Genomic DNA, 24,888 nt, shown 5'->3' with positions numbered 1-24,888 from the left:
CGACACCAGGCTCTCCCTGAGCGAGGTCCCTTCGCCGGGACGATGGATCCGGTCAGGCCGCCATCCGGGAAGTGGCTCACAACCACGCTTCCGTAGATTGGCCGGCCGGCTCCTCAATGCACCCCATCAGGCGACGGCCACCGCGCCGATCCCGTACAGAAGCAAGTGCCCGGCGAGTGGATCACGCAAAAAGGGATTGACTTACCAAGGCCCGTTACAGAAGTCCGGATGAGCGCCAGCGATATCCGGAGCGGTCCTTCCCCGCATGTCGTGGAGCCTGTCACCGGGCGCACTTCGCGCGACCGGTTGGCTCATGCGGGCTACATGCTACACGCCGGCGCGCTCAGTAGACCAGATTCGTACCCGGCGGCTTCTCCAGCGCCGCCGCCAGCGTGCGATACTCCTCGCAACCGGTGCCACAGATCTCGGCGATCCGGCTCAGGTGATATTGCGCCTGATCGCGGTTGCCCTGTTCGATCTGCCAGAGGCCGTAATAGTTCCACGTCAGCACGTGGTTCGGATCGGCCTTCAGCGCGCGCTCGTACCAGACTTGCGACTGCTTGTAGTCGCCGAGCTTGCGATAGGAATAGCCGATCAGATTGGCGACGTTCGGATGATCGTCGCGGCCGAGCGCGTGGAGCTGATCGATCGCGGCGGCGTAGTCGTTGCGTTCGTAGATCGTCGCATAGGCCGCGCGATAGGCGTCGCGGAATGCCGGATCGTCGAAGCCGGATTGCTTGGTCGGCTTCTTGGCCCGGTGCGTGCTCTTCCTGCCTTTCTCCTGAGGGTAGGACGGCGCCGGAGTGTCGTAGCTCGATCCGTAGGGATTTCCGCCGCCACCTCCGCCTCCACCACCTCCGCCGGCCGCGACGGCGGTCTGCGGTGGGAACAGGATGATTGGCGCTGTCAGAAATGCCGCAAGCATTGCGAGCTTCATCGGTGACTTGATCATGCACACCTCCCGATTCGACGCGGACAGTCGTTGTTCAGAAGCACTAACTCCCGATCGCGGGAGACATTCCGCTCGTTCTGAAAGATTGTCCGTGACAGCCGGTGCGGCAATCGCACTGTCGTTTCAGGACGTCGCGGCTGCACATGCGTGCTGGCCGAGTGTGTTGTTCGCGCCATCGAACCGCGGAGTCGAAACTAACATCGGTGTTAGAATTGCGCCGGTCGTGCGAGGTCTGTGCGAAGGGCGAGCCAGCGTCAATGCGTGCAGCCCGGATGAGCGTAGCGATATCCGGGGTCTCTCTTCGCCGCATATCGCGGAGCCTGTCATCGGGTGCGCATTCGCGCGACCCGTCGGCTCATGCGGGCGACAACCGTCGCTACTTCTGCTCCATATGCCAGGCGCCGTCCCAATCCGCGGCCGGCGGATTTTGCATGAAGCCTGCGACACGCGTCTTCATGGCGATCGACGGCCCATCGCCCGGCGCCGCAGCCAGCGCGGCAGTGAAAGCTTGCTCGGCGTCATCCCAGCGCCGCTCGCGATAGGCGGCAAGACCGTCCGCGTAGTGCTGTCGCAACTCGGTCTGCGCCGGCGTCAGCTCGTCCTTCTTGCCCATGATCTCGAACACTGCGACCGGCTGGCTCTGGCCCATCACGACGAGACGGTCGATCTCGCGCAGCTCGATGGTCGCGGCGCAGGCGCTCGCCGTGGCCTCCGAGATCAGGCTGCGGCTGCCGTAGAACTTGTTGGCGCCTTCGAGCCGCGAGGCCAGGTTCACGGTATCGCCGAGCACGGTGTAGCTCATCATGAACTCGGAGCCGATGCTGCCGACCAGCGCCTCGCCGGTGGCGATCCCGATCCGGATATCGCAGTCGGCCGGGATCGTGCGCACGCCGAGCAGTTCGGGCAGGTCCTTGCGCAGCTGGCTGACCTGGCCGATCATGTCAATGGCGGCAAGCGCGGCCAGATGGGTCTGCTCGGCCTCCTCGACGAAGGGGGCGCCCCAATAGGCCATGATGGCGTCGCCGATATATTTGTCGATGATGCCGTGATGCGCATGGACCGGCGCGGACATCGTCGACAGATAGAGGTTCATGATCTTGACGAGGCCGCTCGGCGTCACACCTTCGCTCAGTCTGGTAAAACCCTTCATGTCGCAGAACATCACCGTCATGACGCGACGCTGTCCTTCGGTGGCGGCGATCGCCGGCTGCTCGAGCAGGCCCTCGGCGATCCGCGGATTGATGTAGCGGCCGAAGGTCTCGCGGATGCGCTGGTTGTGGCGCAGCGTCTCGATCATGCGGTTGAAGGCGGCGGAGAGCTGGCCGATCTCGTCCTGGGTCGTGATGGCGATGGCGCCGTCGAGGCGGCCGGCCTCGACCTCGCGGGTGCCCTCCAGCAGGCGCATCACCGGGCGCGTGATGCCGCTGCCGACCAGCATTGCGAACACGAAGCCGAGGATCGCGGCAATCGCGGTGACGACGCCGGAGATGATGATCGCCCTTTGCTGGGCGGACATCACCTTGGCCGCGGCCGAGCCGACCTGCGCCAGCATGTCGGAACGGATGCCCTCGATCCTGGCATTGAACTCGTCGCGCAGCGCGTCGGCGCGGAGCGTGGTCTGTCGCGCGGCCGTAAAGTCCTTGGCGTCGAGCTGCCCGAGCAGCGTCTTGTTCTCGGCGTTCAAGCGCATCAGCAGGTCGTTGACGGCATTGTCGATGCGGTCATCGAGGCGCCCGAGCGCGGCATTGTCGGAGGGGGTCGAGGGATCGGCGATGATCGCATCGATCAGCACCCGCGCGGCATCGGCCTCGCGCTTGATCAGCGGCTCGATCTCGTCGAAGGTCTTGCGCGCGCTGTCGTAGCCGCTCTCTTCGCCGGGCGCCTGCATCTTCGCCATCATCATCCGGCGCATCGCCAGGGACCGCTCCAGCGCGCGGATGTTGACGCGGGCGAGATGGCCGTAGGCGGGGATGTAGCGGTTGGTGAGCTCGTCGAGGAGATGGCCGACCTGGCCCGCCATCACCATCGACAGCAGCGAGGTGATCACCGCGAGGATGATGAGCCCCGTGGCGATGCCGACGATCTTCTGCCTGATCGAATTTCGAAACATGCCCGGCCCAGCCGCGGCTGCAATAGGCGGGTGTATCCCGCCGTGGCGGCGAAACAGCTAATAGAGTTCCGCGGGCTGCGGTGCAAGCGACCGGCGCCCGCTATCCCGTCCCGGTACCTGTCCCTGGGCCGGGTTCGGGGCGCGGGGCTAGCGCAGGCCTTCGTAGACCATCAGGCCGCGGGCGATCGCGAGCTTGCGCAGGGCCCGTGGCACAAACCGTTCCTGGGGATGCAGGTAACGCCACGAGGTCAGCACCAGGTCGCGCAGCCGGGTGACGTCGTCCTCGAACGGGGCGAGCAGGCCGGTCAGGCTCGCCGGCGTATGGACGCGGGCGGTGAAGGGGAGCAGCAGCAACTCAAGATGCGCCTTGGACCCGGTCTCGGTCGTGGCGGTGATGCCGGCGATGGCCGGCAGGGTCTCTTCGACGACGCAGGTGATGATGTCCTCGATCTCGCCGCGGCTCTCAGCGGTGAACAGGGCGGAAAAACTGCGGTTCTTGAGGTCGCAGCCGAGCAGGGCGGAGGTGCGGGTGCCGGCGACGCGGAACGGAAACCGGGTTTCGCCGTCATAGGCCAGCACGAAGATGTCGGACAGCAGCTCGCGCACCGCGGACGGCTCAAACTCACTCCGGTCAGGTGCACGCGCTGTGCCGCGCTTCGCAGTCCAATAAGCGAAGTACTCACGGCTGGAGCTGTGTTTCATCTAAAGAACCTTGCCCGGCGCCTGTCTCGGCGGGACACATCTGTCCCGGTTTTGCTCAGGCGCCTTCCCTTCTCTGTTTTGCAGGGAAGGCTGTGCAGCGTCCATGCCGCGGCCGCGCTTTGGGCGGCTTATCGGCAGCTTTGTGTTGTTAACGTAAATTTAACTATGTCCTTGGCGCCCGTGGAACCTCCGAGTAGGGTCCGCGCGTTCCCGTTCGCCGGCTGCCCCAAGCGCCGGCGTGGTTGGTACACAGGTGGTGTCAAACAGCTTGGTCATCGTGCGGGGAGGGGTGGGGATGTTCTCCCGATCCCTCTGGGACACGAGAAGATCAGCCGATCAGGGAGGACGTTCTCAGCGTCCTCCCTTTTCTTTTGTCTCGAGCTCTTTTGTCTCGATTCTCGCGCCGTGCGACAGCTGATGTCCGATTTCGGGATTGTGCACTTGCACAGTGGTGTCAAAGCCGCCTATCTCTGATTCACCGCCGCATGCGAGGTCGCCGACCCCTTGGACTCCCATCCCGAATCCCCGCTCGCGCCGCCGCCGGAGGCGCCGCGCGAGCCGATCCTGACCTTGCCGCCGGCGCTCACCGCCTACATCCTCCTGATCGCGGTGATCCATCTGCGGGTGCTGCTGCCGCCGGAGATGGAAAACTGGACCATCGACGTCTTCGGCTTCATCCCGAAGCGCTACGATTCGACGCTGCTCGACATCACCTTCCCGGGCGGGGACGGCGCCAAGGTCTGGACCTTCGTCACCTATTCGCTGCTGCACGCCAACCTCACCCACATCGCCTTCAACGTGCTGTGGCTGCTGCCGTTCGGCAGCGCGCTGGCGCGGCGCTTCGGCGCGCTGCGCTTCTTCGTCTTCATGGCGGTGACGGCGGCCGCGGGTGCGCTCGCGCATCTGCTGACCCATGAGCACGCGATCGCGCCGATGATCGGTGCATCGGCGTCGGTGTCGGGCACGATGGCAGCGGCGATCCGCTTCGCCTTCGTGAAGGGCAGCTTCCTGTCGTTCAACCGGGGCGACGCCGAGGCGGCCGCCAAGGTGCCTGCGCTGTCGCTGTGGCGGGCGCTGCGCAACGGACGGGTGCTCGCGTTCCTGGCGATCTGGTTCGGCGTCAATATCCTGTTCGGCGCCACCTCGCTTTCGCTCGGCGGTGAGGGCGCGAGCGTCGCCTGGCAGGCCCATATCGGCGGCTTCCTCGCCGGGCTGTTGCTGTTCTCGCTGTTCGATCCGGTCCCGCGCGCGCGGGACGATGCTGCAGATGCGTCGTCGGTGGATCAGTCGGGGCGCGTCTGATCGCCGCTTGCGGCTCGGATCGAATTCCTCCATCATCTTTGCGACGCAGAAACAAAGCGGGCCGACAGATAGAGCCCAGCTACTCACCGCGCCCCGGAACCGAAATCGGCGCGGAACTGTTGATTGAAGACTCTGGCGAACAGGCGCGACCTCCTCAAAGGGGCGCGGACGGATTCAGGGAGACGACAATGACGGTACGTTCCATTCTCGATGCAAAGGGCCATCAGGTGATGAGCGTCGCGCCAGGCGCGAAGCTCTCGGCCGCGGTCAAGCTCCTCGGCGAGCGCAAGATCGGTGCGGTGCTGGTGATGGAGCAGGGCCGCATGGAAGGCATCCTGTCGGAGCGCGACATCGTTCGCGTGATCAGCGAGCGAGGCGCAGGCGCACTGGACGAGCCGGTGAGCGCGGTGATGACCAGGAAGGTCGTGAGCTGCCGCGAGTCCGACACTGTCAGCGGCCTCATGGAGGTGATGACCACCGGCAAGTTCCGCCATCTCCCTGTGGTCGACGACGGCAAGGTGGTCGGGCTGATCTCGATCGGTGACGTCGTCAAGCGCCGCGTGCAGGAATACGAGCACGAGCAGGAGGCGCTGCGCGACTACATCAAGACCGCCTGAGTGCTATTTCCCTGACGTGCCGGCGCCGGTCGACGGTGGCGCCAGGATCTCGATCGCTTCCTCGATCGCACCGATGGCGCGCTCGGCGGCGCGGATGCCGTGTGCGATCAGGTCGTCGGCGCGGTGGAAGTCGAACCAGCCGATCTGGCCGACCCGCGGCGAGATCAGCATGTCGGGCGGATCGCCGGCGAGGCGCGCGCGGGTGATGCGGTCCTGCATGATGTTGAAGGCGTCGACCATCACGCTGGAGATGCCGGGCCGGCTGGCGCTGCCGAAAAACTCCCGCTTCACAGTGCGTTCGGCCGAGAAGAACCGGCCGAAGCGCCGCTTCGGCGGCTCCGGTTCGATTTCCGCCTCGGCGGTCACCGCGACCGTCACTTCGGGGGCCGGGGCCGTCGCGCCGTGATTGTAGATCGTGGTCGAATGCGCGAACACGTCGCTGGAAAGGTTCGCCGCGATCACGATCTCGGCGCCGAGCGCGCGCGCGGCCGAGACCGGCACCGGGTTGACCAGCGCGCCGTCGACCAGCCAGCGGTCGCCGATCAGGACCGGTGCGAAGATGCCGGGCAGGGCGTAGGAGGCGCGCATGGCGTCGACCAGGGGCCCCTGGGTCAGCCAAATCTCGTGGCCGGTGCGGACCTCGGTGGCAACGCTTGCGAACTTGACCGCGAGATCCTCGATCATGGATTTTCCAAGCGCCCCCTCGATCTCGGCGGCCAGTTTGGCGCCGCCGATCAGGCCGGAGCCGTTGAGGCGGATGTCGAGGTAGCCGAGCACGCTGCGCGGCTGCAGGCTACGGGCCCATTTCTCCAAAGTATCAATATGGCCGGCCGCATAGGCGCCGCCGACCACGGAGCCGATCGAGGTGCCGACCACGACGTTGGGGACGATGCCGTGGGCGAGCAGGGTCTTGATGATGCCGATATGGGCAAAGCCGCGTGCGGCGCCGCCGCCGAGCGCTAGCCCGATCACCGGCCGGCGAACCGTGCCCAGTCCTACCTTGTCGGGGCCGTCGGAGCTCTTGTGGCCTCGGCCCATCCAGCTATCCAACACGACAAATCTCCTGCCAGCGCGAGACTAGGCCCCGCAGCAGGGCTGCGCCAGCGTCGTCCAACTTCATGGTTATTCCCCGCAGGCATTATTCGTGCCTAGCCCGTTCGCGGTAGGCAGGGAATGTGACTGGACCACGACCTTGCGGCTAACATCGGCTTGATCGGCCGGTTCCAAATGGGGGACGGCAGCCCCGGGACTGTGACAAAGCCTTGGACGCCCCTTGGACGAAGGCTTGAATTTGCCGCGTTTTCGTTGAAAAGCATGGGGATGACTTCGAGGGGCAACGGCATCGACGGATGCGGGCGGGGCACGCGGCTCCTTCCGCTGCTGGCGCTTGCGGCATTTTTGATCGCCCTGATCCCCGCTTCCGTCTCGGCGCAGTTCTTCAGCGACCGGCCGCCGCCGATCCCGCCGGCCTCGGTGCCCGAGGTGGCGCCGTCCGGCCCGGCGCTGAATCTGGCGCCGCCGTCCGGGGCCGGCTCGGGGCCCGTTCTGCCCGGTCCGCTGACCCAGCCGACCATCGTCCAGCCCTCGATCGCGACCACGCCGCCGGCGGCGCTGCCTCCGGCCGGCGCCGCGCCGACTGCGGGGCAGGCGGTGCTCTCGTTGACGGCGCGCTACGGCAAGGACCTGCCGGTGATCAATGCCGGGCTGGTGTGGCGGGTGTTCGCCGACAAGCCTGACGACAACGGCACCTACAAGCTGATCCGCGAGGAACGGGGGGCGACGCCCAACCTCGTGCTGCCGCCCGGCAATTACGTCGTCCATGTCGCGCTTGGCCTCGTCAGCGCGGTGCGCGCGGTCAGCCTGAAGTCGGAGACCGACCGCGAGTTCTTCGTGCTGCCGGCCGGGGGCCTGCGGATCGAAGGCCGGGTCGGCAGCAGCAAGATCCCGGCCAACCAGATTTCGTTCGCGATCTACAAGGGCAGCCAATTCGACGGCTCGGATCGCGGTGCGCTGGTGCCCAACGTCGCCGCCGGCGACGTCGCGCTGCTGCCCGAGGGCACCTACTACATCATCTCCAACTATGGTGACGCCAACTCGGTGGTGCGTTCCGACATCCGCGTCGCGGCCGGCAAGCTCACCGATGTCACCGTCACCCATCGCGCGGCCGTCATCACGCTCAAGCTGGTCAGCGAGAAGGGCGGCGAGGCGCTCGCCAACACCGCATGGTCGGTGATCACGCCGGGCGGCGACGTGATCAAGGAATCGATCGGCGCGTTCCCGCGTGTCGTGCTGTCCGAAGGCGAGTATCGCGCGATCGCCAAGAACGAGGGCAAGGTGTTCGAGCGTCCCTTCAATGTTGTCAACGGCGTCGATGGCGAAGTCGAGGTCGTGGCGCGTTGACGCCTGACCGTGCTGCATTTCATCCGGCTGTCATAGTCTCTAATCCGAGCTAACCATCGCGCGAATTTGAGCCGTCACAATCGCTCGCCGCGACGCGCGGCCTCGCTATTTTTACATGACGTTAAGCCGCGGCATGACTTGGATGCCACGGGGATTTGCGTTTGCGTGAACGGGGCGTGCCATGATCATGGCCAACAAGAAATCAGCAAAGACATCGGCCAAGTTCAATTCGGAGATGTTCGCCGACGTTCCGGTCCTGCAGCGCAAGTGGCAGGCCGCGGTCCGTCCCGGCGAGAAGCTGCCGCACTATGAAGACGTCATGCTCGGCAGCCTTGGCCGGCTCGCGGATCACATCGTGCTGCTGCGCAACGTCGACGGTGTGCTCACCGTGTCTCACACCGGCCGCTACGTCCAGACCTGGCTGAACGACGAACGCTGGGACATTCCGCTCAGTGCGCTGCCGCCGGATTGCGCGACCGCGTTGACCGAAGCCGCCGCAAACGCGCGCGAGAACTGCAGGCCCTATCTCGCGTCGGCGCATTGCGTGCGCGACGGTCTGGTGCGGACCTTTGACGTGCTGGCGCTGCCGACGCGGTCGCGCTGGGGCGGCATCCTGGTCGGCGTCTATGTCAACGAGCGCAATGCGCAGTACAATCTTCTCGATACGATTTTCTCGGCCACCGACGAGGGCGTGCTGTCGCTCGCCGCGATTCGCAATGCGCGGGGCGAAGCGGCCGACTTCCAGATCGTGCATCTCAACCAGGGCGCTGCAAGGCTCCTGATGCAGCCCGCGACCGACTTGCTGTGGCGCCGGCTCAGCGCCGGCGGCAATCCGCTTGCGGCGCCATTGGTGATGAACCGTCTGCGTCGATTCGTCGGAAGCGGTCCTGGCGGCCAGTTCGAGATCGACAGCGGCGATCGCTGTCTGCGGCTCGGCGTCACGGCGTTCGGCGACATGCTGTCGCTGACGGTCTCCGACGTCACTGCGTTGAAGCGGCGCGAAGAGTCGTTCCGTCTGCTGTTCGAGAACAACCCGATGCCGATGTGGGTGTTCGCCGCCGACACGATGGAATTCCTCAGCGTCAACGACGCTGCCGTTCAGCACTATGGCTACAGCCGCGACCGATTTCTCGGCATGACGCTGCGCGAGATCTGGCCGGAGGATGAGTGGGGCGTGCACGCCGCGGCCTTGCGCGAGATCGGCGACGTTTATCAATCGAGCCGCGATTGGCGGCATATCAGGGCCGACGGCACCGAGATCCACGTGCTGACCTTCGGACGCAAGGTGACCTTCGAGGGCCGCGACGGCTATCTGGTCGCGGTGGTCGACATCACCGAGCGCCGGGCCGCCGAAGCGCGCATCGCGCACATGGCTCACCATGACGGGCTCACCAATTTGCCGAACCGCGACTTCTACCAGGAGCGGTTGCGCGAGGCGCTGGAGCGTGGCCGGCCCAGTAGCAAGCGCGTTGCGGTGATGTGCCTCGATCTCGACCTGTTCAAGAACGTCAACGATTCCTTCGGGCATCCGATGGGCGACAGGCTGCTCAAGCTGGTGGCGGAGCGGCTGCGCGAGGTGGTCCGCGACGACAATGTGGCGGCCCGTCTCGGCGGCGACGAGTTCGCGGTCGTGCTTGCCGCTGACGTTTCGCCCAACGAGGCGAGCGGCTTTGCCGAACGGCTGATCGACGTGCTGAGTGCGCCCTACAGGATCGACGGGCTCGAGGTCGTGGTCGGCGCCAGCATCGGGATCGCGCTGTCGCCGGGCGACGGCACCACGTCGGAAGAACTGATGCGCAATGCCGACATGGCGTTGTACCGCGCCAAGTCCGAGGGCGGCGGCGTGCACCACTTCTTCGAACCCGAGATGGACCAGCAGGCGCAGAAGCGCCGCGACATGGAGCGCGATTTGCGCGCGGCCTTCAGCAACGGCGAGTTCGAGCTGCACTACCAGCCGCTGGTCGACATTGCAGCCGACCGCATTAGCGGCTTCGAGTCGCTGCTGCGCTGGCAGCACCCGCAAAAGGGCATGGTCTCGCCCGCGGAGTTCATCCCGGTTGCGGAAGACATCGGCCTCATCGTCGCGCTCGGCGAATGGGTGCTGCGCGAAGCCTGCGCCGAGGCGATGAAGTGGCCCACCGACGTCAAGGTCGCAGTCAATCTGTCGCCGGTGCAGTTCCGCAGCCGCAATCTGGTCCAGGCCGTGATCTCGGCGCTGGCGCATTCCGGCCTGCCGGCGCAGCGGCTCGAGCTCGAGATCACCGAGTCGGTGTTTCTGGCGGAGACCGAAGCCAACCTCGCGATCCTGCACCAGCTGCGCGAGCTCGGCGTCAGCATCTCGATGGACGATTTCGGCACCGGCTATTCCAGCCTGAGCTATCTGCGCAGCTTCCCATTCGACAAGATCAAGATCGACCGCTCCTTCGTGAAGGATCTGGCGCGGCGCTCCGACTGCCTCGCCATCGTGCGCGCGATCTCCGGCCTCGGCCGCAGCCTCAAGATCACGACGACGGCGGAAGGGGTCGAGACAACAGACCAGCTCGACTGGCTGCGCGCCGAAGGCTGCAACGAGGTGCAGGGTTTCCTGTTCAGCGCGGCGAGGCCGGCGGGCGAGATCGCGGCGCTGCTGAGCGGCTTTGCGGCGCGCGCGTCGAAGGCGGCTTGAGCCGCTCGTCATGGCCGGCTTGACCCGGGCATCCATCCTCTTTCGAAGGAGTCCTTGGCTTCGATGGTTGCCGGGTCAAGCCCGGCAATGACGGTCCTTTGCTAGATAGCCGCGCCTCCGGGTGAGCGAAGCGGCACCCTGGGGGCGAGGGTCCTGCATGTCGCGGCGCCCATGCGGGCTTGGGATCCCGCCGCACCGCACATCTACCTGCCAGCGCGCGACTGCATCGCCTTCTCGATCTGCTCCTTGACGGCTTCGAGATTGAAGCTCGCGCCCTTCTGCATTGGCGGATACTCGATCGCGGTCTGGGCGAGCTTGCCGACCTCTTGCTGCACGAACTGGAACCGCCAGAACTCGTAAACAAACCAGTTATAGTATGACAGCGACCCCTTATCGCCACTGGGCAGGCCCGTACGTTCGAAGGGATCAAGCCGAATGTTGGTGAGGATCGGCCAATCAACCTTGACCGTGCCGCCTAACCAGCCGCTCGGCTGATCGGTGAAGCGATACTTGAAGTCGTCGATGCGCACCGCGCTCAATGTGCCTTCCGTGAAATAGAAGATCGAGTGGCGGGCAGACGGGCCTTTTCCGGTAATCAGGTCCATCTGGTTGTACCCATCGAGGTAGACCTTGTAGGTCTTGTCGCCGAGCTGCTTTCCCTTCCTCAACTCTTCGGCGATATTCGGATTGCCGGCGGCAGCGATGAAGGTCGGGAACCAGTCGAGTCCGGACACAATGCCGTTCTCGACCTTTCCCGCCGGCACCTTGCCCGGCCAGCGGATCATGCACGGTACACGGAAGCCGCCTTCCAGTGCCGTTCCCTTGCCGCCCGCGAACGGCGTCTGTCCGCCATCCGGCCAGGTGAAGTTCTCCGCGCCGTTGTCGGTTGTGAACGCGACGATCGTGTTGTCGTCGAAGCCCTCGTCCTTGAGCTTCTTCATCACGGCGCCGACGATATCGTCCAGTTGGGCGAACCCGCCCTCGGAAACCGACCAACCGTTGTCAGAATTGCGCATGTTCTCGTATTTCTCCGAGAGGTGGGTGACCACGTGCATGCGCGTGGGGTTGAGCCAGACGAAGAACGGCTTGTTGTCCCGCTTGGCCTTGTCGATGAAGTCGAACGTAATTTTCAGGATTTCATCATCCACCGTCTCCATCCGCCTTGGATAAAGCGGTCCGGCGTCCTCAATCTTTTGCTTGCCGATCTTGCCCCAGCGCGTCTGCACCGTCGGATCATCGACGTTGCTCGCCCATGAATGAACCATGTTGCGGGGACCGACACTGGCCAACAGCGATTGCGGGTAATTGCGGTGGGCCGGATCTTCCATCGCATCGAGATGGTAGAGATAACCATAGAATTCGTCGAACCCGTGCATGGTCGGCAGGAACTCGTTGAGGTCGCCCAGGTGGTTCTTGCCGAACTGTCCCGTCGCGTACCCCATGGATTTCAACGCGGTCGCAATGGTTGGCGCTTGAGCCGGCATGCCGATAGGGGAGCCAGCTTGGCCGACCGTGGTAAGCCCGGTTCGGATTGGCAGTTCCCCAGTGATGAAGTTGGCGCGACCGGCGGTGCAACTCGCCTCGGCGTAATAGTCGGTGAAACGCATGCCCTCCGCGGCGAGCTTGTCGAGGTTTGGTGTCCGGCTTGCCATGATACCCTGGTGGTAGGCGCCGATATTGAACCAGCCGATGTCGTCACCCATGATAAAGACGATGTTCGGCCGCTGGCCGGCCGCAGCGGGGGCGGGCGCCGGTGTCGGTTGCTGCGCTTGCGCAGTGCTGGTCAGGCCAACGGCTGAGAGCGCCGACGCCGCGATGAGAGAACTACCGCTCAACAGCAGATCGCGGCGCTTCAGTCCCGCGTTGGTCGGCTCGGTGCTGGCTTCAAGGCTTTTCGGAATCTTGCCATTGCTCATGACCCAATCCTCTCCCTGTCATGCGCCCACAGCCGACATGACTTGTTGAGGCGCCTCCTTTGAGGGGCGCTGAGGAGTACAGGAACGGAATGGCGCAGTTCCGGGTTGATTTAGATCAAGCCATGTCGGGGCAGACATTCCCAGCCCAGGACGGCACGAAGGCTACTCACTGACCGGAACGAGGGGCGGGATATGGCGGCCTGTCACTCTTGGGACGCCGATCCGGCAATCAAGATCATTGGTGAGTTGGAGGCGAGCTCAAAAAGGACTCTCCGATCAAGCTCGGTACCCCGGACCCATATACGCCGGGAAGTACCAGCTTCCAGGTGGTGTTCTCTCGCGCCAACCAGAAGGCTCATTGGCTTCGATGTCCGCTTTGCGTCATAAGCCGTCTATGGCCATCCTGGGCGACGTCCGCTCTACTCCCGGAAGCTGACGTTCATGAGCGCACACCCTAGAACCGCGTCACGATATCCGACAGCGCCGGGCGCGGGCGATCCTCGCTCGGCTTGGTCGGCGTGCCGATGTGAATCAGGCCAACGAGCTTCTCGTCCGGCTTCAGGCCGAGACCGTCGAGCACGTCGCGGTCGAAGGCAAACCAGCCGGTCAGCCAGCAGGCGCCGTAGCCGAGCGCGGTCGCCGCAGTCACGATGTTCATTGCGCTCGCGCCCGCCGACAATTCCTGCTCCCATGGCGGCACCTTCGGATGTGGCTTGGTAAAGGAGACCACGCCGATCACCAGCGGTGCATCGGTCAGCCGCTTCTTCTCGACCTCGATGTCGGCGGCCGGCGCACCGGGATTCTTCCGGGCGAACACCTTTGCGATCACGTCGCCGGCGCGCGAGCGGGCGTCGCCCTCGAACACGATGAAGCGCCACGGCGCAAGCTTGCCATGATCGGGAACGCGCGCGCCGATCGTCAAAATGGTCTCGAGCTCGGCCGCGGACGGGCCGGGCCCGGTCATCTCGCGCGGTTTCATCGAGCGGCGGGTCTTCAGGAGTTCAATGGCATCGGGCACGGAAATGTCCTTCAGGGGAGTCGTGCCCCCAAGATGGGGACCCGAGCTGTCAGACGAAAGCCAGTTTAGACCGATTGTGAAGATCAGGCGACGGATCGCGCCCGTTTCACGTCCGGCGGCGTCGCTTCGTCGACCAGCGCGGCGATCGCCTCGTCGGTCGGCATCACGGTCTGGCGCTCGCTGCCGAGCCGGCGGACCGAGACCGAATGCGTCTCGGCTTCCTTCTTGCCGACCACGAGCAGGGCCGGGATCTTGGCCAGCGAATGCTCGCGGACCTTGTAGTTGATCTTCTCGTTGCGCAGGTCGATCTCGACCCGGAGGCCAGCGCGGCGCGCTGCCGCCGCCACCACCCTGGCGTATTCGTCGCCCTCGGAAGTGATGGTCGTGACCACGAGCTGCGTCGGCGCCAGCCAGAGCGGGAAGTTGCCGGCGTAGTGCTCGATCAGGATGCCGATGAAGCGCTCCATCGAACCGCAGATCGCGCGGTGCACCATCACCGGCGCCTTCTTCGAGCCGTCGTGGTCGATGTAGAACGCGCCGAACCGCTCCGGCAGGTTGAAATCGACCTGGGTCGTGCCGCACTGCCAGTCGCGGCCGATGGCGTCGCGCAGCACATATTCGAACTTCGGCCCATAGAACGCGCCTTCGCCCGGATTGATCTCGGTCCGGATCCGGTTGCTGCCCTTGGCCTTGATCTCCGACAGCACGGTCGCCATCACACGCTCGGCGTGATCCCACATCTCGTCGGTGCCGACCCGCTTCTCCGGCCGGGTCGAGAGCTTGACCGTAAGCTCGCCGTCGAAGCCGAAATCGGCATAGGTCGACAGGATCAGGTCGTTGATCTTGAGGCATTCGTCGGCGAGCTGCTGCTCGGTGCAGAACACATGGGCGTCGTCCTGGGTGAAGCCGCGCACCCGCATCAGGCCGTGCATCGCGCCCGACGGCTCGTAGCGATGCACCACGCCGAATTCGGCGAGCCGCAGCGGCAAATCGCGGTAGCTCTTCAGCCCGTGCTTGAAGATCTGCACATGGCCCGGGCAGTTCATCGGCTTCAGCGCGAACCAGCGCTTGTCCTCGGCCTCGTCGCCGGCGGATTGCGCCGCGAACATGTTCTCTCGGTACCAGTCCCAGTGGCCCGACGTTTCCCACAGCGCCTTGTCGAGGATCTGCGGGGCGTTGACCTCGTTGTAGTCGCCGAGCAGCCGGCGCCGCATATAGGCGATCAGCTGCTGGAAGATGGTCCAGCCCTTCGGGTGCCAGAACACCACGCCAGGGCCTTCCTCCTGGAAGTGGAACAGGTCGAGCTCGCGGCCGAGCTTGCGGTGGTCGCGTTTCTCGGCTTCCTCGATCTGCTTGAGGTAAGCGTCGAGGTCTTCCTGCTTGGCGAAGGCCGTGCCGTAGATCCGGGTCAGCATCGGATTGTTTGAATCGCCGCGCCAATAGGCGCCGGCCACCTTCATCAGCTTGAAGGCGTTACCGATCTTGCCGGTCGAGGTCATGTGCGGGCCGCGGCAGAGATCGAACCAGTCGCCCTGGAAATAGATCTTGATCGGCTCGCTGCCGGGAATGGCGTCGACCAGCTCGACCTTGAAGGCTTCGCCCTTGTCGCGGAACACCTGCTTGGTCTTCTCGCGATCCCAGACTTCCTTGGTGAACGGCTTGTCGCGCGCGATGATCTCGCGCATCCGCTTCTCGATCGCGGCAAAATCTTCCGGCGTGAACGGCTCATTGCGGAAGAAGTCGTAGTAGAAGCCGTTCTCGATCACCGGGCCGATCGTGACCTGGGTGCCCGGCCATAGCGACTGCACGGCTTCGGCAAGCACATGCGCGGCATCGTGCCGGATCAGTTCCAGCGCCCGCGGGTCGTCGCGGTTGACCAGTTCGATCCTGGCGTCGGTTTCGATCGGATCGTTGAGATCGGCAAGCGTGCCGTCGAGCGCCATCGCGACGGTGCGCTTGGCGAGCGAGGGCGAGATGCCCCTGGCGATGTCGAGGCCGGTGGTGCCTCTGGCGAATTCGCGGGTCGCCCCGTCTGGAAAGGTGAGGGCGATCTTGTGCAAGGGTTCTGCTGGCTTGAGGTTGGAGAGGCTGTACTGGAATCCGGATTCGGATTTGGGCGTGTCAGTCATCGAAGGCTCCTGGAGCTCACTCCTGCGAACGAGCGCAGGTAAGCGGGAAAGCAGCGGTATAGCAGGGGATTTGGCGCCTGCAATCCGGCAATATCAAGAAAATGGGCCTGCGGCCGCACCGAATCGAGGGAAGCTTGCCTGCGCAGGATTCCGCCCAACATTGCGACCGCGGCCATCATCGTCTAACGTCGAAAGCCCGTTTTCCGCTATCGCGCGATCTGCAAGGTTCATGTTTTCCCGTCTCCTGTTTTTCGTGGCGTTGCTTCTGATCCCCGCCGCCTTGCGGGCGGAAGATACACCGGTCGAAAAGGCCGGATTTGCGAAGCGGCTGACGATCTATCTTGCCAGGGGACCGGCTAACGCCTGCGGCGCCGGCTGCGATCGCTGGATCGCCATCGAAGGCGAGATCGATCGGGACGCCGCGGCGCGGATCCGCCGCTTCCTTGCCGGCGTCAAGGATACCCAGCTTCCGATCTACCTTCATTCGCCGGGCGGCAACGTCGAGCAGTCCTACGCGATCGCGCGGCTGCTGCGCGCGCGCAAGGCGGTTGCCCGGGTCGGCCGCACCAGCGTGCCGGCATGTTCCTCCGGTACGCAGGTCGATGCCGCCTGCCTGAAGATCAAGGGTGCGAACGGGGAAGTCGAGGCCGAACTCGCCACGCGCAATGCGATGTGCGTTTCGGCCTGCGCCTATCTGTTCCTGGGCGCGACCAGCCGCGAAGTGGCACCCGATTCGGTGGTCGCGGTGCATAACTCCAAGCTGATGTTCGTGGTTCACGGGCATCCGCCGCCGCAGGTCGTTGCGGACTTCAGGCGGCGCGAGATGGTGAGCGCCGATCGCGACCGCAACGCATTCCTCGCCGCGATGGGGATCAGCCACGAGCTCAGCGAGCTGATCCGGACCGTGAAATACGAGAACCTGCACGTGCTGACGCGCCCGGAGCTCTATCGATTTGGCATCGATACGCGGCCGTTGCCGGAAACCCTGTGGGCGGTGGAGAAGGAAACACGGCCCTATGTCCGCAAGATCGCCCAGCAGAAGAAGGGCGACGGCAGCGCGTTCCGCATGATGGAGTGGCGCCTGCTGTGCGAGAACAAGGACCGCGGGCGGCTGATGTTCGTACGCGAGTTCGACGAGGGCGCCGCCGGCAAGAGCACCGTGGTGATGATGGCCGGCGCCGACAAGACGGTCGCATTCGGCAGATTGCCGGCGCGGTTCGGCAAATACGAGGTCTGGAGCGACGCGGTGAGCTCGGACACCGTCAAGGCGATGCTGGCGGCGCCGCATCTGCAGGTCGGCGAGAGTACACCGTCATCCGATGCCAAATCCGATCCCAAGTCTGACCCCAAGCCCGGCTTGGTGACATTCGACATCGACACCACCGGGCTGGAGCAGGGATGGACGCAGCTGTTGGCGTCGTGCCCGGCGGCAACTGCCGGCCCGAAGCCTGCGAGCGCGTTCCCGGCCGTTGTGTCGCCGAGCGTCAACGCCGCGCCGGCGGCATCGCCGTCGCCGTGAGAGCAAGGGGGAGTGCAAGGCGCGCGCCTCGATCAGGTGCCATGCATTTAGATGCAGTTGCATTGAATTTCGGGTCTGCTATCAACGCGGCGTGAAACGCTTTGCTCCGACTGCATTGATGCTCGGCAATATCGTCACCGGCTGCTCGGTGCTGGCGCCGGCCGGCATGCTGGCGGAGTTGTCCGACGGGCTCGGCGTCACGATCCACACCGCGGGTCTGTTGATCACCTTCGGCGCGATCGTGCTGTGCGTGGGATCGCCGGTGACGGCGTGGCTGACCAGCCGGATCGAACGGCGCGCGCTGCTGACGGCGACGCTTCTGGTGCTGACGCTGACCAATGCGGCATCCGCCTTCGCGCCGGATTACAACAGTCTCCTGATCATCCGCATGGTGATGCTCGCGGTCGGCGTCCTCTATACGCCGCAGGCGGCCGGCACCGCGGCGCTGATCGTGCCGGTGGAGAAGCGCGGCAGCACGATCGCCTATATCTTCCTCGGCTGGTCGCTTGCGGCTGCGATCGGGCTGCCGTTGATCACCTTCATCGCAAGCCGTTACGGCTTTCGCGCGACCTACGGCGCGATCGCGCTGACCGGGCTCGCAAGCTGCCTGCTGCTGTGGTGGCGGCTATCCGGCGGATTGCACGGCGCGCCGGTCGACCTGAGAACCTGGGCCGATCTCGCCCGCAACCCGACCGTCGTCCTGCTGCTGTCGATCACGACGCTGCAGATGTCCGGCCAGTTCGTGGTGTTCACCTTCATGGGGCCGCTGCTCGCCAAGCTGACCGGCGCCAACGCGGACGCCGTCGGCATCGTGTTCGCGCTCTACGGCATCTTCGGCTTCGTCGGCATCGCGATCGCAACCCGGATCGTGGATTCCTGGGGCGCCTGGAAGACCTCGGTGCTGTTCACCGCACTGCTGCTCACCGGCGTGTCCGGCTGGGCGCTGAGCGCCGGCGCCTATGTATTGATGGCGGCCTCGGTTGCGGTGTGGGGCCTCGGCTTCGCATCGACCAATTCGATGCAGCAGGTGCGCCTGGTCGGTGCGGCGCCGGCGCTCGCCGCGGCGTCGGTCTCGCTCAATACCTCGGTGCTGTATATCGGCCAAGCCATCGGCTCCGCGATCGGCGGATTGCTGTTCGCGCGCGAATGGCTGCATAGCGCGGGCTATGTGGCCACGGCGTTCGTCGCGGCGGCCCTTGTCGTTGTGCTCATCACGCGGCCGCGGTCGGCCGCGCGCGCTGCTGCTGCCGAGTGAGCTTGCTGTTTCGACGCATGTCTTCGGCCGAGCCGGCGCATCACCACTTCACGCTTTGGCTGGGCACGATGAACGCCGTCGCGCTCGGCTTGTTCGGATTGTGGGTGAAGTAGCCGTAGGCGGCGACGATCATGACCAGCAGGGCAAGCACGGCCAGCAAATCGATCTGCCTGGGATCGTGACCGTTGTCGCTGATTTTCCAGCGCATTGTTGTTTCCTCCCCAGGGGGGCAATGAAGCAATGCACCAAGTATCGCCATAGTTCCGCCGGAACAGCCATGCGTGCTGGGTTTAGGAGCGCCGCAGCAACTCCTCAATTCTCGTTGACGCCGGCGTCAACCCTCGTTGACGCCGCGCCAGCGGCCATAGCGCCATGGCAGATACCAGTGTGCCCCAGGAGGCCTCGTCTGCGGGACGTTATCGATCCCGGAGGTGCCCCAGGGCTGGCAGCGCAGCAGTCTTGCCAGCGTCATCCACCCGCCACCCCACAAGCCGAAGCGTTCGATCGCCTCATCGCCATAGACCGAACAGGTCGGCAGATGCCGGCAGTTGTAGCCGACCAGCGGCGACAGCGTGTGCCGGTAGATCCAGATCAAGGCGCGTCCGAAATTGCGCGGCAGGCGGCGCATGGAGGTGGCACAGTCCATGCATTGCGGATGGTGTGACGTTGAATGATCTGTCGGCGGCATACGCAAGTATGTACGTAGTCTTGCGGGGGTTCCAAGCCAAGGAACTGTTCTGTTGCAGATATTTACGCCACAGTTCGCAATTATCGCACAGCGCGGGTCGCGCCGCAACAAAGGGCTCTATGGACGGTCCGGGTCAGCAACGCTACCGTTCTCATAACGCGCCGATGACAGAATCGCGGCGCATTGCCATGGGGCCATTGCCGCCGCTCGCGTCACCAGGGGCTTGGGGGAAGGAACCAAATTGAGGCTCGTGAACTCGCTTTCGTCGCGCAGTCGGGCGCTTATCGGCGCCGTTGCCCTTTGCTTCGCAGCTACCGGTTCCGTGACGACGCCGGGTCAATCGGCGCAGGCTGGCTCGACCCTCGAAGAACGCAAGCTGCCGATGAAGTTCAGCTGGATCGCGTGCCAGCCGAATTGCCGGGGCTGGGTGTCGGCGGTCGGCATCATCACGGCCGACAGCCCCAAGGATTTCGACGAGTTTGCGCGCGGGCGCCAGCTCAGCGGCGCAACCATCGTGCTCGACTCCAGCGGCGGCTCGGTCAACGACGCGATCGCGCTCGGCCGCCGCTTCCGCGGTCTCGGCGCGCTCACCACGGTCGGCACCAGCGTCGTCGATCAGGCGGCGGCGGGTGACCGCGCGAGCGTGCTGCCGGATGCCTATTGCGAGTCGATGTGCGCGTTCCTGCTGTTGTCGGGCAAGACGCGTTACGTTCCGCCGGCCGCCCATGTCCGCGTGCATCAGATCTGGATGGGTGACCGCGCCGACGATGCCAAGGCCGCGAGCTACACCGCCCAGGACCTGATGATCGTCGAGCGCGATATCGGCCGCCTTGCCAAGTACACCTTCGATATGGGCGGCGCCGGTGAGCTGCTGTCGCTCGCGCTCAGCGTGCCGCCGTGGGAAGACCTGCATGAATTGTCGGCGGCCGAATTGCGGCTGACCAATCTCGTCACCACGGATGCGGTCGCCGACGTGCTGCCGCGGCAGGACAGTGCGATCCCTGTCGCCGAAGCGAAGCCGAAGCACGGCGATCGCTTCGTGAGCAGCGCCATGGAAGGTGAGGCGCAGCCGCAGGTCGCGAAGGCGACCAAGACCGCCGAGGCCGTGGTGCCGACCGGCGGTACCGCAGCGCCGGCGCCGGTCCAGCCGTCGCAGTAAGGTTTAGGCTGGCAGTAGGGGTTACGCCGGCTGTTTTGCCTTGGCCTCGATCTGGCCGATCGCATCGACCACGGCATCGAAGGTCAGCAGCGTCGAGGCGTGGCGGGCCTTGTAATCGCGCACCGGCTCAAGCAGCGCGATGTCGGCCCATTTGCCGCCCTGCGGGGGCTGGCCATTTTCCTTCAGCATCTTGCGGACGGTCTCGCGCAATTCGCGCAGCTCGTCCGCGGTCGACCCCACCACGTGGCTCGCCATGATCGAGGAGGAGGCTTGGCCGAGCGCGCAGGCCTTCACGTCATGGGCGAAGTCCGTCACCACCGGGCCGTCCATCTTGAGGTCGACCTTGACGGTCGAACCGCACAATTTGGAGTGGGCGGTGGCACTGGCGTCCGGCTCGGCCAGCCGTCCGAGGCGCGGAATATTGCCGGCCAACTCGATGATCCGCTTGTTGTAAATGTCGTTCAGCATGGGGACAGATGCCTGGTTCCGGCGGCGCCGGGCGCTCTTGGCGGCTGGGTTTCACCGTCCTATATATGGACGGCAGCGCCGGAAACATAGCCCGGCGATGCAGCGACCGCGGCACAGCTGCGCCGCGGCGGTGCTATAACAATGGGACTCAGGCGCCCGGCGGCTCGACGATCCGCCCCGTCTGCCCGGTGACACATCCGGCCCCGAGGGCAAATGCCAGGGCCGGTCGAACGGAGAAGACATGGACGCCTTGATCAAATCGATCCGCCCCAACAAGCCGACCGACGCCAAAGCCAGCGAGCTCGACCCCGCAGAATTCATGGCGGCGGCCGTTCGTGCCGACCAGCCACGCCCGTCGCGGGCGGAAGCCGAGGATGCCGTAAAGACGCTGCTTGCCTATATCGGCGAGAATACCGGCCGCGAGGGTCTGCTCGACACGCCGCGCCGCGTCGTCGAGGCCTATGACGAGCTCTATCAGGGCTATCATCAGTGCCCGGCGGAAGTGCTGAACCGCACCTTCGGTGAGACCGCGGGCTACGACGATTTCGTCCTCGTCCGCGACATCGAATTCACCTCGCAGTGCGAGCATCACATGATGCCGTTCTACGGCAAGGCGCATATCGCCTATACGCCGGTGGAGCGCGTCGTGGGCCTCTCCAAGTTGGCGCGGCTGACTGACATCTTCGCCCGCCGCCTGCAGACCCAGGAGCATCTCACCGCCCAGGTCGCGGCTGCGATCGACGAGGTCCTGAAGCCGCGCGGCGTTGCGGTGCTGATCGAGGCGGAGCATACCTGCATGTCGGTGCGCGGCGTCGCCAAGCATGGCGCATCGACCTTCACCAGCCGCTTCACCGGCATGTTCCGCGACAATCCGGCGGAGCAGCAGCGCTTCCTGTCCCTGGTGCGAGGACCGAACCGGTAACCTCGCGTTTTCCTAAGCGAGGTTTTCCGTGTCCGCATCGACCCACGATCACGACCGCGAAGAGGGGCTGGACTTCCAGCCCAAATTCGACGCGGCAGGTCTCGTGACCTGCGTCGCGACCGATGTCGCGACCGGTGATGTGCTGATGGTCGCGCACATGAACGACGAAGCCCTGCGCAAGACGATCGCGACCGGCGAAGGCTGGTACTTCAGCCGCTCACGCAATGCGCTGTGGCGCAAGGGCGAGAGCTCGGGCCAGACCCAGCGCGTGGTCGAGATCCGGATGGACTGCGATCAGGACGCGGTGTGGCTCAAGGTCGAGCAGATCGGCGCGGCCTGCCACACCGGACGGCGCTCCTGCTTCTATCGCGCGGTGAAGGGCGAGGGCGGCGATGTCAGCCTGTCCTTTGTCGATGCCGAGCGGCTGTTCGACCCAGCGCAGGTCTATCGCAAATAGAACGCTGATCTGAATCAAAGACGACGCGTCGAAGTGGTGCACTTCGTTGCCTCCTGTTTTGCGATGTGCCCATCGTCTCGTCGTCGCGCTGGCAGCAAAAACGGTGATGCATCGTTTTTTTACCGCTGACCACGTTTTTTGCGCTGGTCGCTCTGCGTCCCAGCAGGAGGTACAGGCCGCTTTTCAACGACGGGTCCTTCACTGCCCTCGAACAGGATTCGCTCGGCCGCACCCTCAAGATCTTCGTATTGACCACTCTTCAACGTCCACATGAACGAGGCCAGCCCGGCCAGGCCCATCCCGATGGCAATTGGAACAAGGAAGAAGAAGTCGATCATTTGACCGGCCCATAGTTGAGAGCCGCGGCGCGATCGATCGTCGTTGCCATCGGCGGGCTGATCCGTGACCCACCGTGAAGACGTAAGGCGTTCGCCACCACGATCACCGACGACAGCGACATTGCAACCGCTGCGATCAGCGGCGTGACATGGCCGAGCACCGCGACCGGTATCGCGACGACATTGTAGGCAATCGCCAGGCCGAAATTCTGTCGCACGAGCCTTGCTGCGTCGCGCGCAATTGCGAGTGCCTGCGGAACGGCCAGAAGGCTTTCGCGCAGAAACACGAAATCGGCGGCGTTGCGGCCGACATCGGCGGCCGATCCCGGGGCGATCGAGACATCGGCGGCCATTAGCGCCGGCGCGTCGTTCAACCCGTCACCGACCATCAGGACCTTGCGGCCGGCCGCCTTCTCCGTGGTGATGCAAACGACCTTGTCGGCCGGACACGCGGCGGCCGCAAAGGTCACGCCGAGGCGATCGGCGATGGTGCCGACCCGCGTTTCGCTGTCGCCGGACAGGATTTCGACGTGGAGGCCGGAACGTTTCAGTTCGGCGATGGCGTCGTGCGCGCCGGCGCGCAGGGAGTCCTCGAGGCGGAAGGCAGCGATGCAACTGCCGTTGCAGGACAACAGGACGTTGGCATCGCGATACGCAGGATCGAGCGGCCGTTCCGCGACGGCCCAGTCCGGACGGCCCAACCGCAGCACGCCCTCGCTCGACAGGGCCTCCAGACCCGCACCCGGAAACTCGGCCACGGCATCGAGCCGGGTTGGTTTGCCGCCCACGCTGAGAGCTGCCAGCGCCCGGGAATAGGGATGACGCGAGTGCGCCGCGATCGTGCCCGCCAGCGCAAGCGTATTGACGTCGACATCACTGGACGGCGTGAGAAGCGGCCGGCCTGTCGTCAGCGTACCGGTCTTGTCGAAAATGACGGTATCGACGCCGGCGAGCCGTTCCAGTGCACTGCCGTCCTTGATCATGATGCCGAGGTCGAACAGCCGCCGGGCGGCAACGACATGGACCATCGGCACGGCCAGGCCGAGCGCGCAGGGGCAGGTGATGATGAGCACCGCAATCGCAATGGTGATGGCGCGATGCGCGTCGCCCGTGGCGACCATCCAGCCGACGAAGGTCAGTAAGGCCGTGGCGTGAACGACCGGCGCGTAGAGCCGCGCGGCGCGGTCGGCGATGCGGCGATAGGCCGAGCGGCCGGCCTCGGCAGCTTCCATCATCCGCACCATTTCGGCGAGGAAGGAGTTCTTTGCCGCAGCCGTGGCGACGACCGTGAGCGGGGCGGTGAGATTGAGGATACCGGCTTGCAGTTCCATGCCCTCGGCGGCCGGTTGCGGCGCACTTTCGCCCGACACCAGCGCGTAGTCGAGTTCGGAATGCCCGCCGATCACGCGGCAGTCCACGGCCACGCGTTCTCCTGCCGCCAGCAGGATGGTCATTCCCGGCTCGATTTCATCGACGGGTAGGTAGATCTGCGCGCCATCCGGCCGCTGCCAAAGCGCGCCGCGGGCGGACAGCCGCGCCAATCCGTTCACCGCCTGACGCGCCCGCTCGCGCATCACATGGTCGAGCGTGCGCCCGATCAGGAGGAAGAACAGCAGCGACACGGAGGCGTCGAAATAGGCGTGCGGGCCGTGTCCGATCGTTTCCCAAAGGCTCATGCTAAAGGCAAGCAGGACGCCAATCGAGATCGGAACGTCCATGTTGGTTTGGCCGCGGCGCAAGCTGCGCCAAGCTGATCGAAAGAACACCTGCCCCGAATAGGCCAGCGTCGGCAGCGCAATCGCTGCGGAAATCCAGTGAAACAGGTCGCGCGTCCCGGCTTCCGTACCCGACCAGTTCGCCACCGATAGCAGCATGATGTTGCTCGTGGCGAATCCCGCTACCGCGAGCGCCAGCAACAGCTTTGACAAGGCCGGGTCCTTGCCGTCGGCACCGACATCACGGATGTGCGCCTGATAGCCGATCGCCGTCAGCGTCGGAATCAGCGGCGGCGGCGTGTCGCCACACCATTGAATCGTGACGCGACGGGCAGAAAGATTTGCGCGCGCGTAGGTGACGCCGTCGAGCTTGCTGAGTGCGGCCTCTATTCTTTGCAGGCAGCCGCCACAGTGAATGTCCGGTACTGACAGGTCGGTCTGGCGCAGGCCGTCGCGCAGAGTCCGGCTGGAAAGCAGGATCTCCTCGTTCGAGGTGCCGGCCTTATCGAGACAGAGGTCGGCGCCGGGTGCGCAGCAACTCATGGAACGGCTCCAT

At 65.0% G+C, this 24,888-nt stretch carries 21 protein-coding genes; 9 read left to right on the top strand and 12 right to left on the bottom strand.

Going from position 1 to position 24,888, the window contains the following annotated elements:
• Positions 1–343: 343 nt before the first annotated feature.
• From HAP48_RS45250 to HAP48_RS45240, 3 genes are all read right to left on the bottom strand, one after another.
• Entirely contained in the window at positions 344–952 is a 609-nt protein-coding gene (locus tag HAP48_RS45250) for a tetratricopeptide repeat protein (RefSeq protein ID WP_166206533.1), read from the bottom strand.
• A gap of 376 nt (positions 953–1,328) precedes the next feature.
• Entirely contained in the window at positions 1,329–3,062 is a 1,734-nt protein-coding gene (locus HAP48_RS45245) for an adenylate/guanylate cyclase domain-containing protein (protein ID WP_166206530.1), read from the bottom strand.
• Positions 3,063–3,209: 147 nt separating this feature from the next.
• Positions 3,210–3,764, bottom strand: coding sequence for a PAS domain-containing protein (locus tag HAP48_RS45240; protein WP_166206527.1), 555 nt, complete (start codon positions 3,762–3,764; stop codon positions 3,210–3,212).
• A gap of 504 nt (positions 3,765–4,268) precedes the next feature.
• Between HAP48_RS45240 and HAP48_RS45235 the strand changes: the two genes are divergently transcribed.
• Together HAP48_RS45235 and HAP48_RS45230 are read left to right on the top strand one after the other, a co-directional pair.
• Complete coding sequence (locus tag HAP48_RS45235; protein WP_166206523.1) at positions 4,269–5,066, top strand: rhomboid family intramembrane serine protease; 798 nt, start codon at positions 4,269–4,271, stop codon at positions 5,064–5,066.
• Between the two features lie 188 nt (positions 5,067–5,254).
• Complete coding sequence (locus HAP48_RS45230; protein WP_166206520.1) at positions 5,255–5,683, top strand: CBS domain-containing protein; 429 nt, start codon at positions 5,255–5,257, stop codon at positions 5,681–5,683.
• A 3-nt stretch (positions 5,684–5,686) separates the two neighbouring features.
• Here HAP48_RS45230 and HAP48_RS45225 read toward each other — a convergent pair whose 3' ends face one another.
• Positions 5,687–6,736 (bottom strand): patatin-like phospholipase family protein, encoded by a 1,050-nt coding sequence (locus HAP48_RS45225; protein ID WP_035976625.1) that lies wholly within the window; start codon positions 6,734–6,736, stop codon positions 5,687–5,689.
• Between the two features lie 267 nt (positions 6,737–7,003).
• Between HAP48_RS45225 and HAP48_RS45220 the strand changes: the two genes are divergently transcribed.
• On the top strand, positions 7,004–8,083 hold the full coding sequence (locus HAP48_RS45220) for a hypothetical protein (RefSeq protein ID WP_166206517.1): 1,080 nt from the start codon (positions 7,004–7,006) through the stop codon (positions 8,081–8,083).
• 181 nt (positions 8,084–8,264) lie between these two features.
• Positions 8,265–10,748 carry a putative bifunctional diguanylate cyclase/phosphodiesterase gene (locus tag HAP48_RS45215; protein WP_166206514.1) on the top strand — a complete coding sequence of 828 codons (2,484 nt, stop codon included), beginning with the start codon at positions 8,265–8,267 and terminating at the stop codon, positions 10,746–10,748.
• A 203-nt stretch (positions 10,749–10,951) separates the two neighbouring features.
• Here the strand turns inward: HAP48_RS45215 and HAP48_RS45210 are convergent, their stop codons facing one another.
• The 3 genes from HAP48_RS45210 to thrS form a co-directional block, all read right to left on the bottom strand.
• Positions 10,952–12,664 carry an arylsulfatase gene (locus HAP48_RS45210; RefSeq protein ID WP_224496847.1) on the bottom strand — a complete coding sequence of 571 codons (1,713 nt, stop codon included), beginning with the start codon at positions 12,662–12,664 and terminating at the stop codon, positions 10,952–10,954.
• A 454-nt stretch (positions 12,665–13,118) separates the two neighbouring features.
• Positions 13,119–13,682 (bottom strand): nitroreductase family protein, encoded by a 564-nt coding sequence (locus HAP48_RS45205; RefSeq protein WP_166206511.1) that lies wholly within the window; start codon positions 13,680–13,682, stop codon positions 13,119–13,121.
• A gap of 83 nt (positions 13,683–13,765) precedes the next feature.
• Positions 13,766–15,811: a threonine--tRNA ligase gene (gene thrS / locus HAP48_RS45200; protein ID WP_166206509.1), complete on the bottom strand. Its 2,046-nt coding sequence runs from the start codon at positions 15,809–15,811 to the stop codon at positions 13,766–13,768.
• A 229-nt stretch (positions 15,812–16,040) separates the two neighbouring features.
• On the opposite strand from thrS, the gene HAP48_RS45195 reads away from it, so the two are divergent.
• Both HAP48_RS45195 and HAP48_RS45190 read left to right on the top strand, forming a co-directional pair.
• Complete coding sequence (locus HAP48_RS45195; protein WP_166206506.1) at positions 16,041–17,330, top strand: COG3904 family protein; 1,290 nt, start codon at positions 16,041–16,043, stop codon at positions 17,328–17,330.
• Between the two features lie 118 nt (positions 17,331–17,448).
• Positions 17,449–18,585, top strand: a complete 1,137-nt coding sequence (locus tag HAP48_RS45190) for an MFS transporter (RefSeq protein WP_166206503.1) — start codon at positions 17,449–17,451, stop codon at positions 18,583–18,585.
• A gap of 40 nt (positions 18,586–18,625) precedes the next feature.
• Here HAP48_RS45190 and HAP48_RS45185 read toward each other — a convergent pair whose 3' ends face one another.
• Both HAP48_RS45185 and yidD read right to left on the bottom strand, forming a co-directional pair.
• On the bottom strand, positions 18,626–18,793 hold the full coding sequence (locus HAP48_RS45185) for a hypothetical protein (protein WP_166206500.1): 168 nt from the start codon (positions 18,791–18,793) through the stop codon (positions 18,626–18,628).
• 126 nt (positions 18,794–18,919) lie between these two features.
• Positions 18,920–19,231 (bottom strand): membrane protein insertion efficiency factor YidD, encoded by a 312-nt coding sequence (gene yidD / locus HAP48_RS45180; RefSeq protein ID WP_029080127.1) that lies wholly within the window; start codon positions 19,229–19,231, stop codon positions 18,920–18,922.
• A 283-nt stretch (positions 19,232–19,514) separates the two neighbouring features.
• Between yidD and HAP48_RS45175 the strand changes: the two genes are divergently transcribed.
• Positions 19,515–20,432, top strand: a complete 918-nt coding sequence (locus HAP48_RS45175) for a COG3904 family protein (RefSeq protein WP_210292764.1) — start codon at positions 19,515–19,517, stop codon at positions 20,430–20,432.
• A 21-nt stretch (positions 20,433–20,453) separates the two neighbouring features.
• On the opposite strand, the gene HAP48_RS45170 is transcribed toward HAP48_RS45175, so the two are convergent.
• Positions 20,454–20,900 carry an iron-sulfur cluster assembly scaffold protein gene (locus HAP48_RS45170; protein ID WP_029080129.1) on the bottom strand — a complete coding sequence of 149 codons (447 nt, stop codon included), beginning with the start codon at positions 20,898–20,900 and terminating at the stop codon, positions 20,454–20,456.
• Positions 20,901–21,141: 241 nt separating this feature from the next.
• Between HAP48_RS45170 and folE the strand changes: the two genes are divergently transcribed.
• Together folE and hisI are read left to right on the top strand one after the other, a co-directional pair.
• Positions 21,142–21,822: a GTP cyclohydrolase I FolE gene (folE, locus tag HAP48_RS45165; RefSeq protein WP_166206497.1), complete on the top strand. Its 681-nt coding sequence runs from the start codon at positions 21,142–21,144 to the stop codon at positions 21,820–21,822.
• A 28-nt stretch (positions 21,823–21,850) separates the two neighbouring features.
• Entirely contained in the window at positions 21,851–22,279 is a 429-nt protein-coding gene (gene hisI, locus HAP48_RS45160; protein WP_166206494.1) for a phosphoribosyl-AMP cyclohydrolase, read from the top strand.
• A gap of 119 nt (positions 22,280–22,398) precedes the next feature.
• On the opposite strand, the gene ccoS is transcribed toward hisI, so the two are convergent.
• Together ccoS and HAP48_RS45150 are read right to left on the bottom strand one after the other, a co-directional pair.
• Positions 22,399–22,617 carry a cbb3-type cytochrome oxidase assembly protein CcoS gene (ccoS, locus tag HAP48_RS45155; RefSeq protein WP_166206491.1) on the bottom strand — a complete coding sequence of 73 codons (219 nt, stop codon included), beginning with the start codon at positions 22,615–22,617 and terminating at the stop codon, positions 22,399–22,401.
• Complete coding sequence (locus HAP48_RS45150) at positions 22,614–24,875, bottom strand: heavy metal translocating P-type ATPase (protein WP_166206488.1); 2,262 nt, start codon at positions 24,873–24,875, stop codon at positions 22,614–22,616. Before HAP48_RS45150 ends, ccoS begins: the two co-directional genes overlap by 4 nt.
• Between the last annotated feature and the right edge of the window lie 13 nt (positions 24,876–24,888).

The organism is Bradyrhizobium septentrionale (assembly GCF_011516645.4).
Taxonomy (GTDB): domain Bacteria; phylum Pseudomonadota; class Alphaproteobacteria; order Rhizobiales; family Xanthobacteraceae; genus Bradyrhizobium; species Bradyrhizobium septentrionale.
Note: the sequence above shows the minus strand (reverse complement) of the source record. Positions and strands in the feature narration are given on the sequence as shown.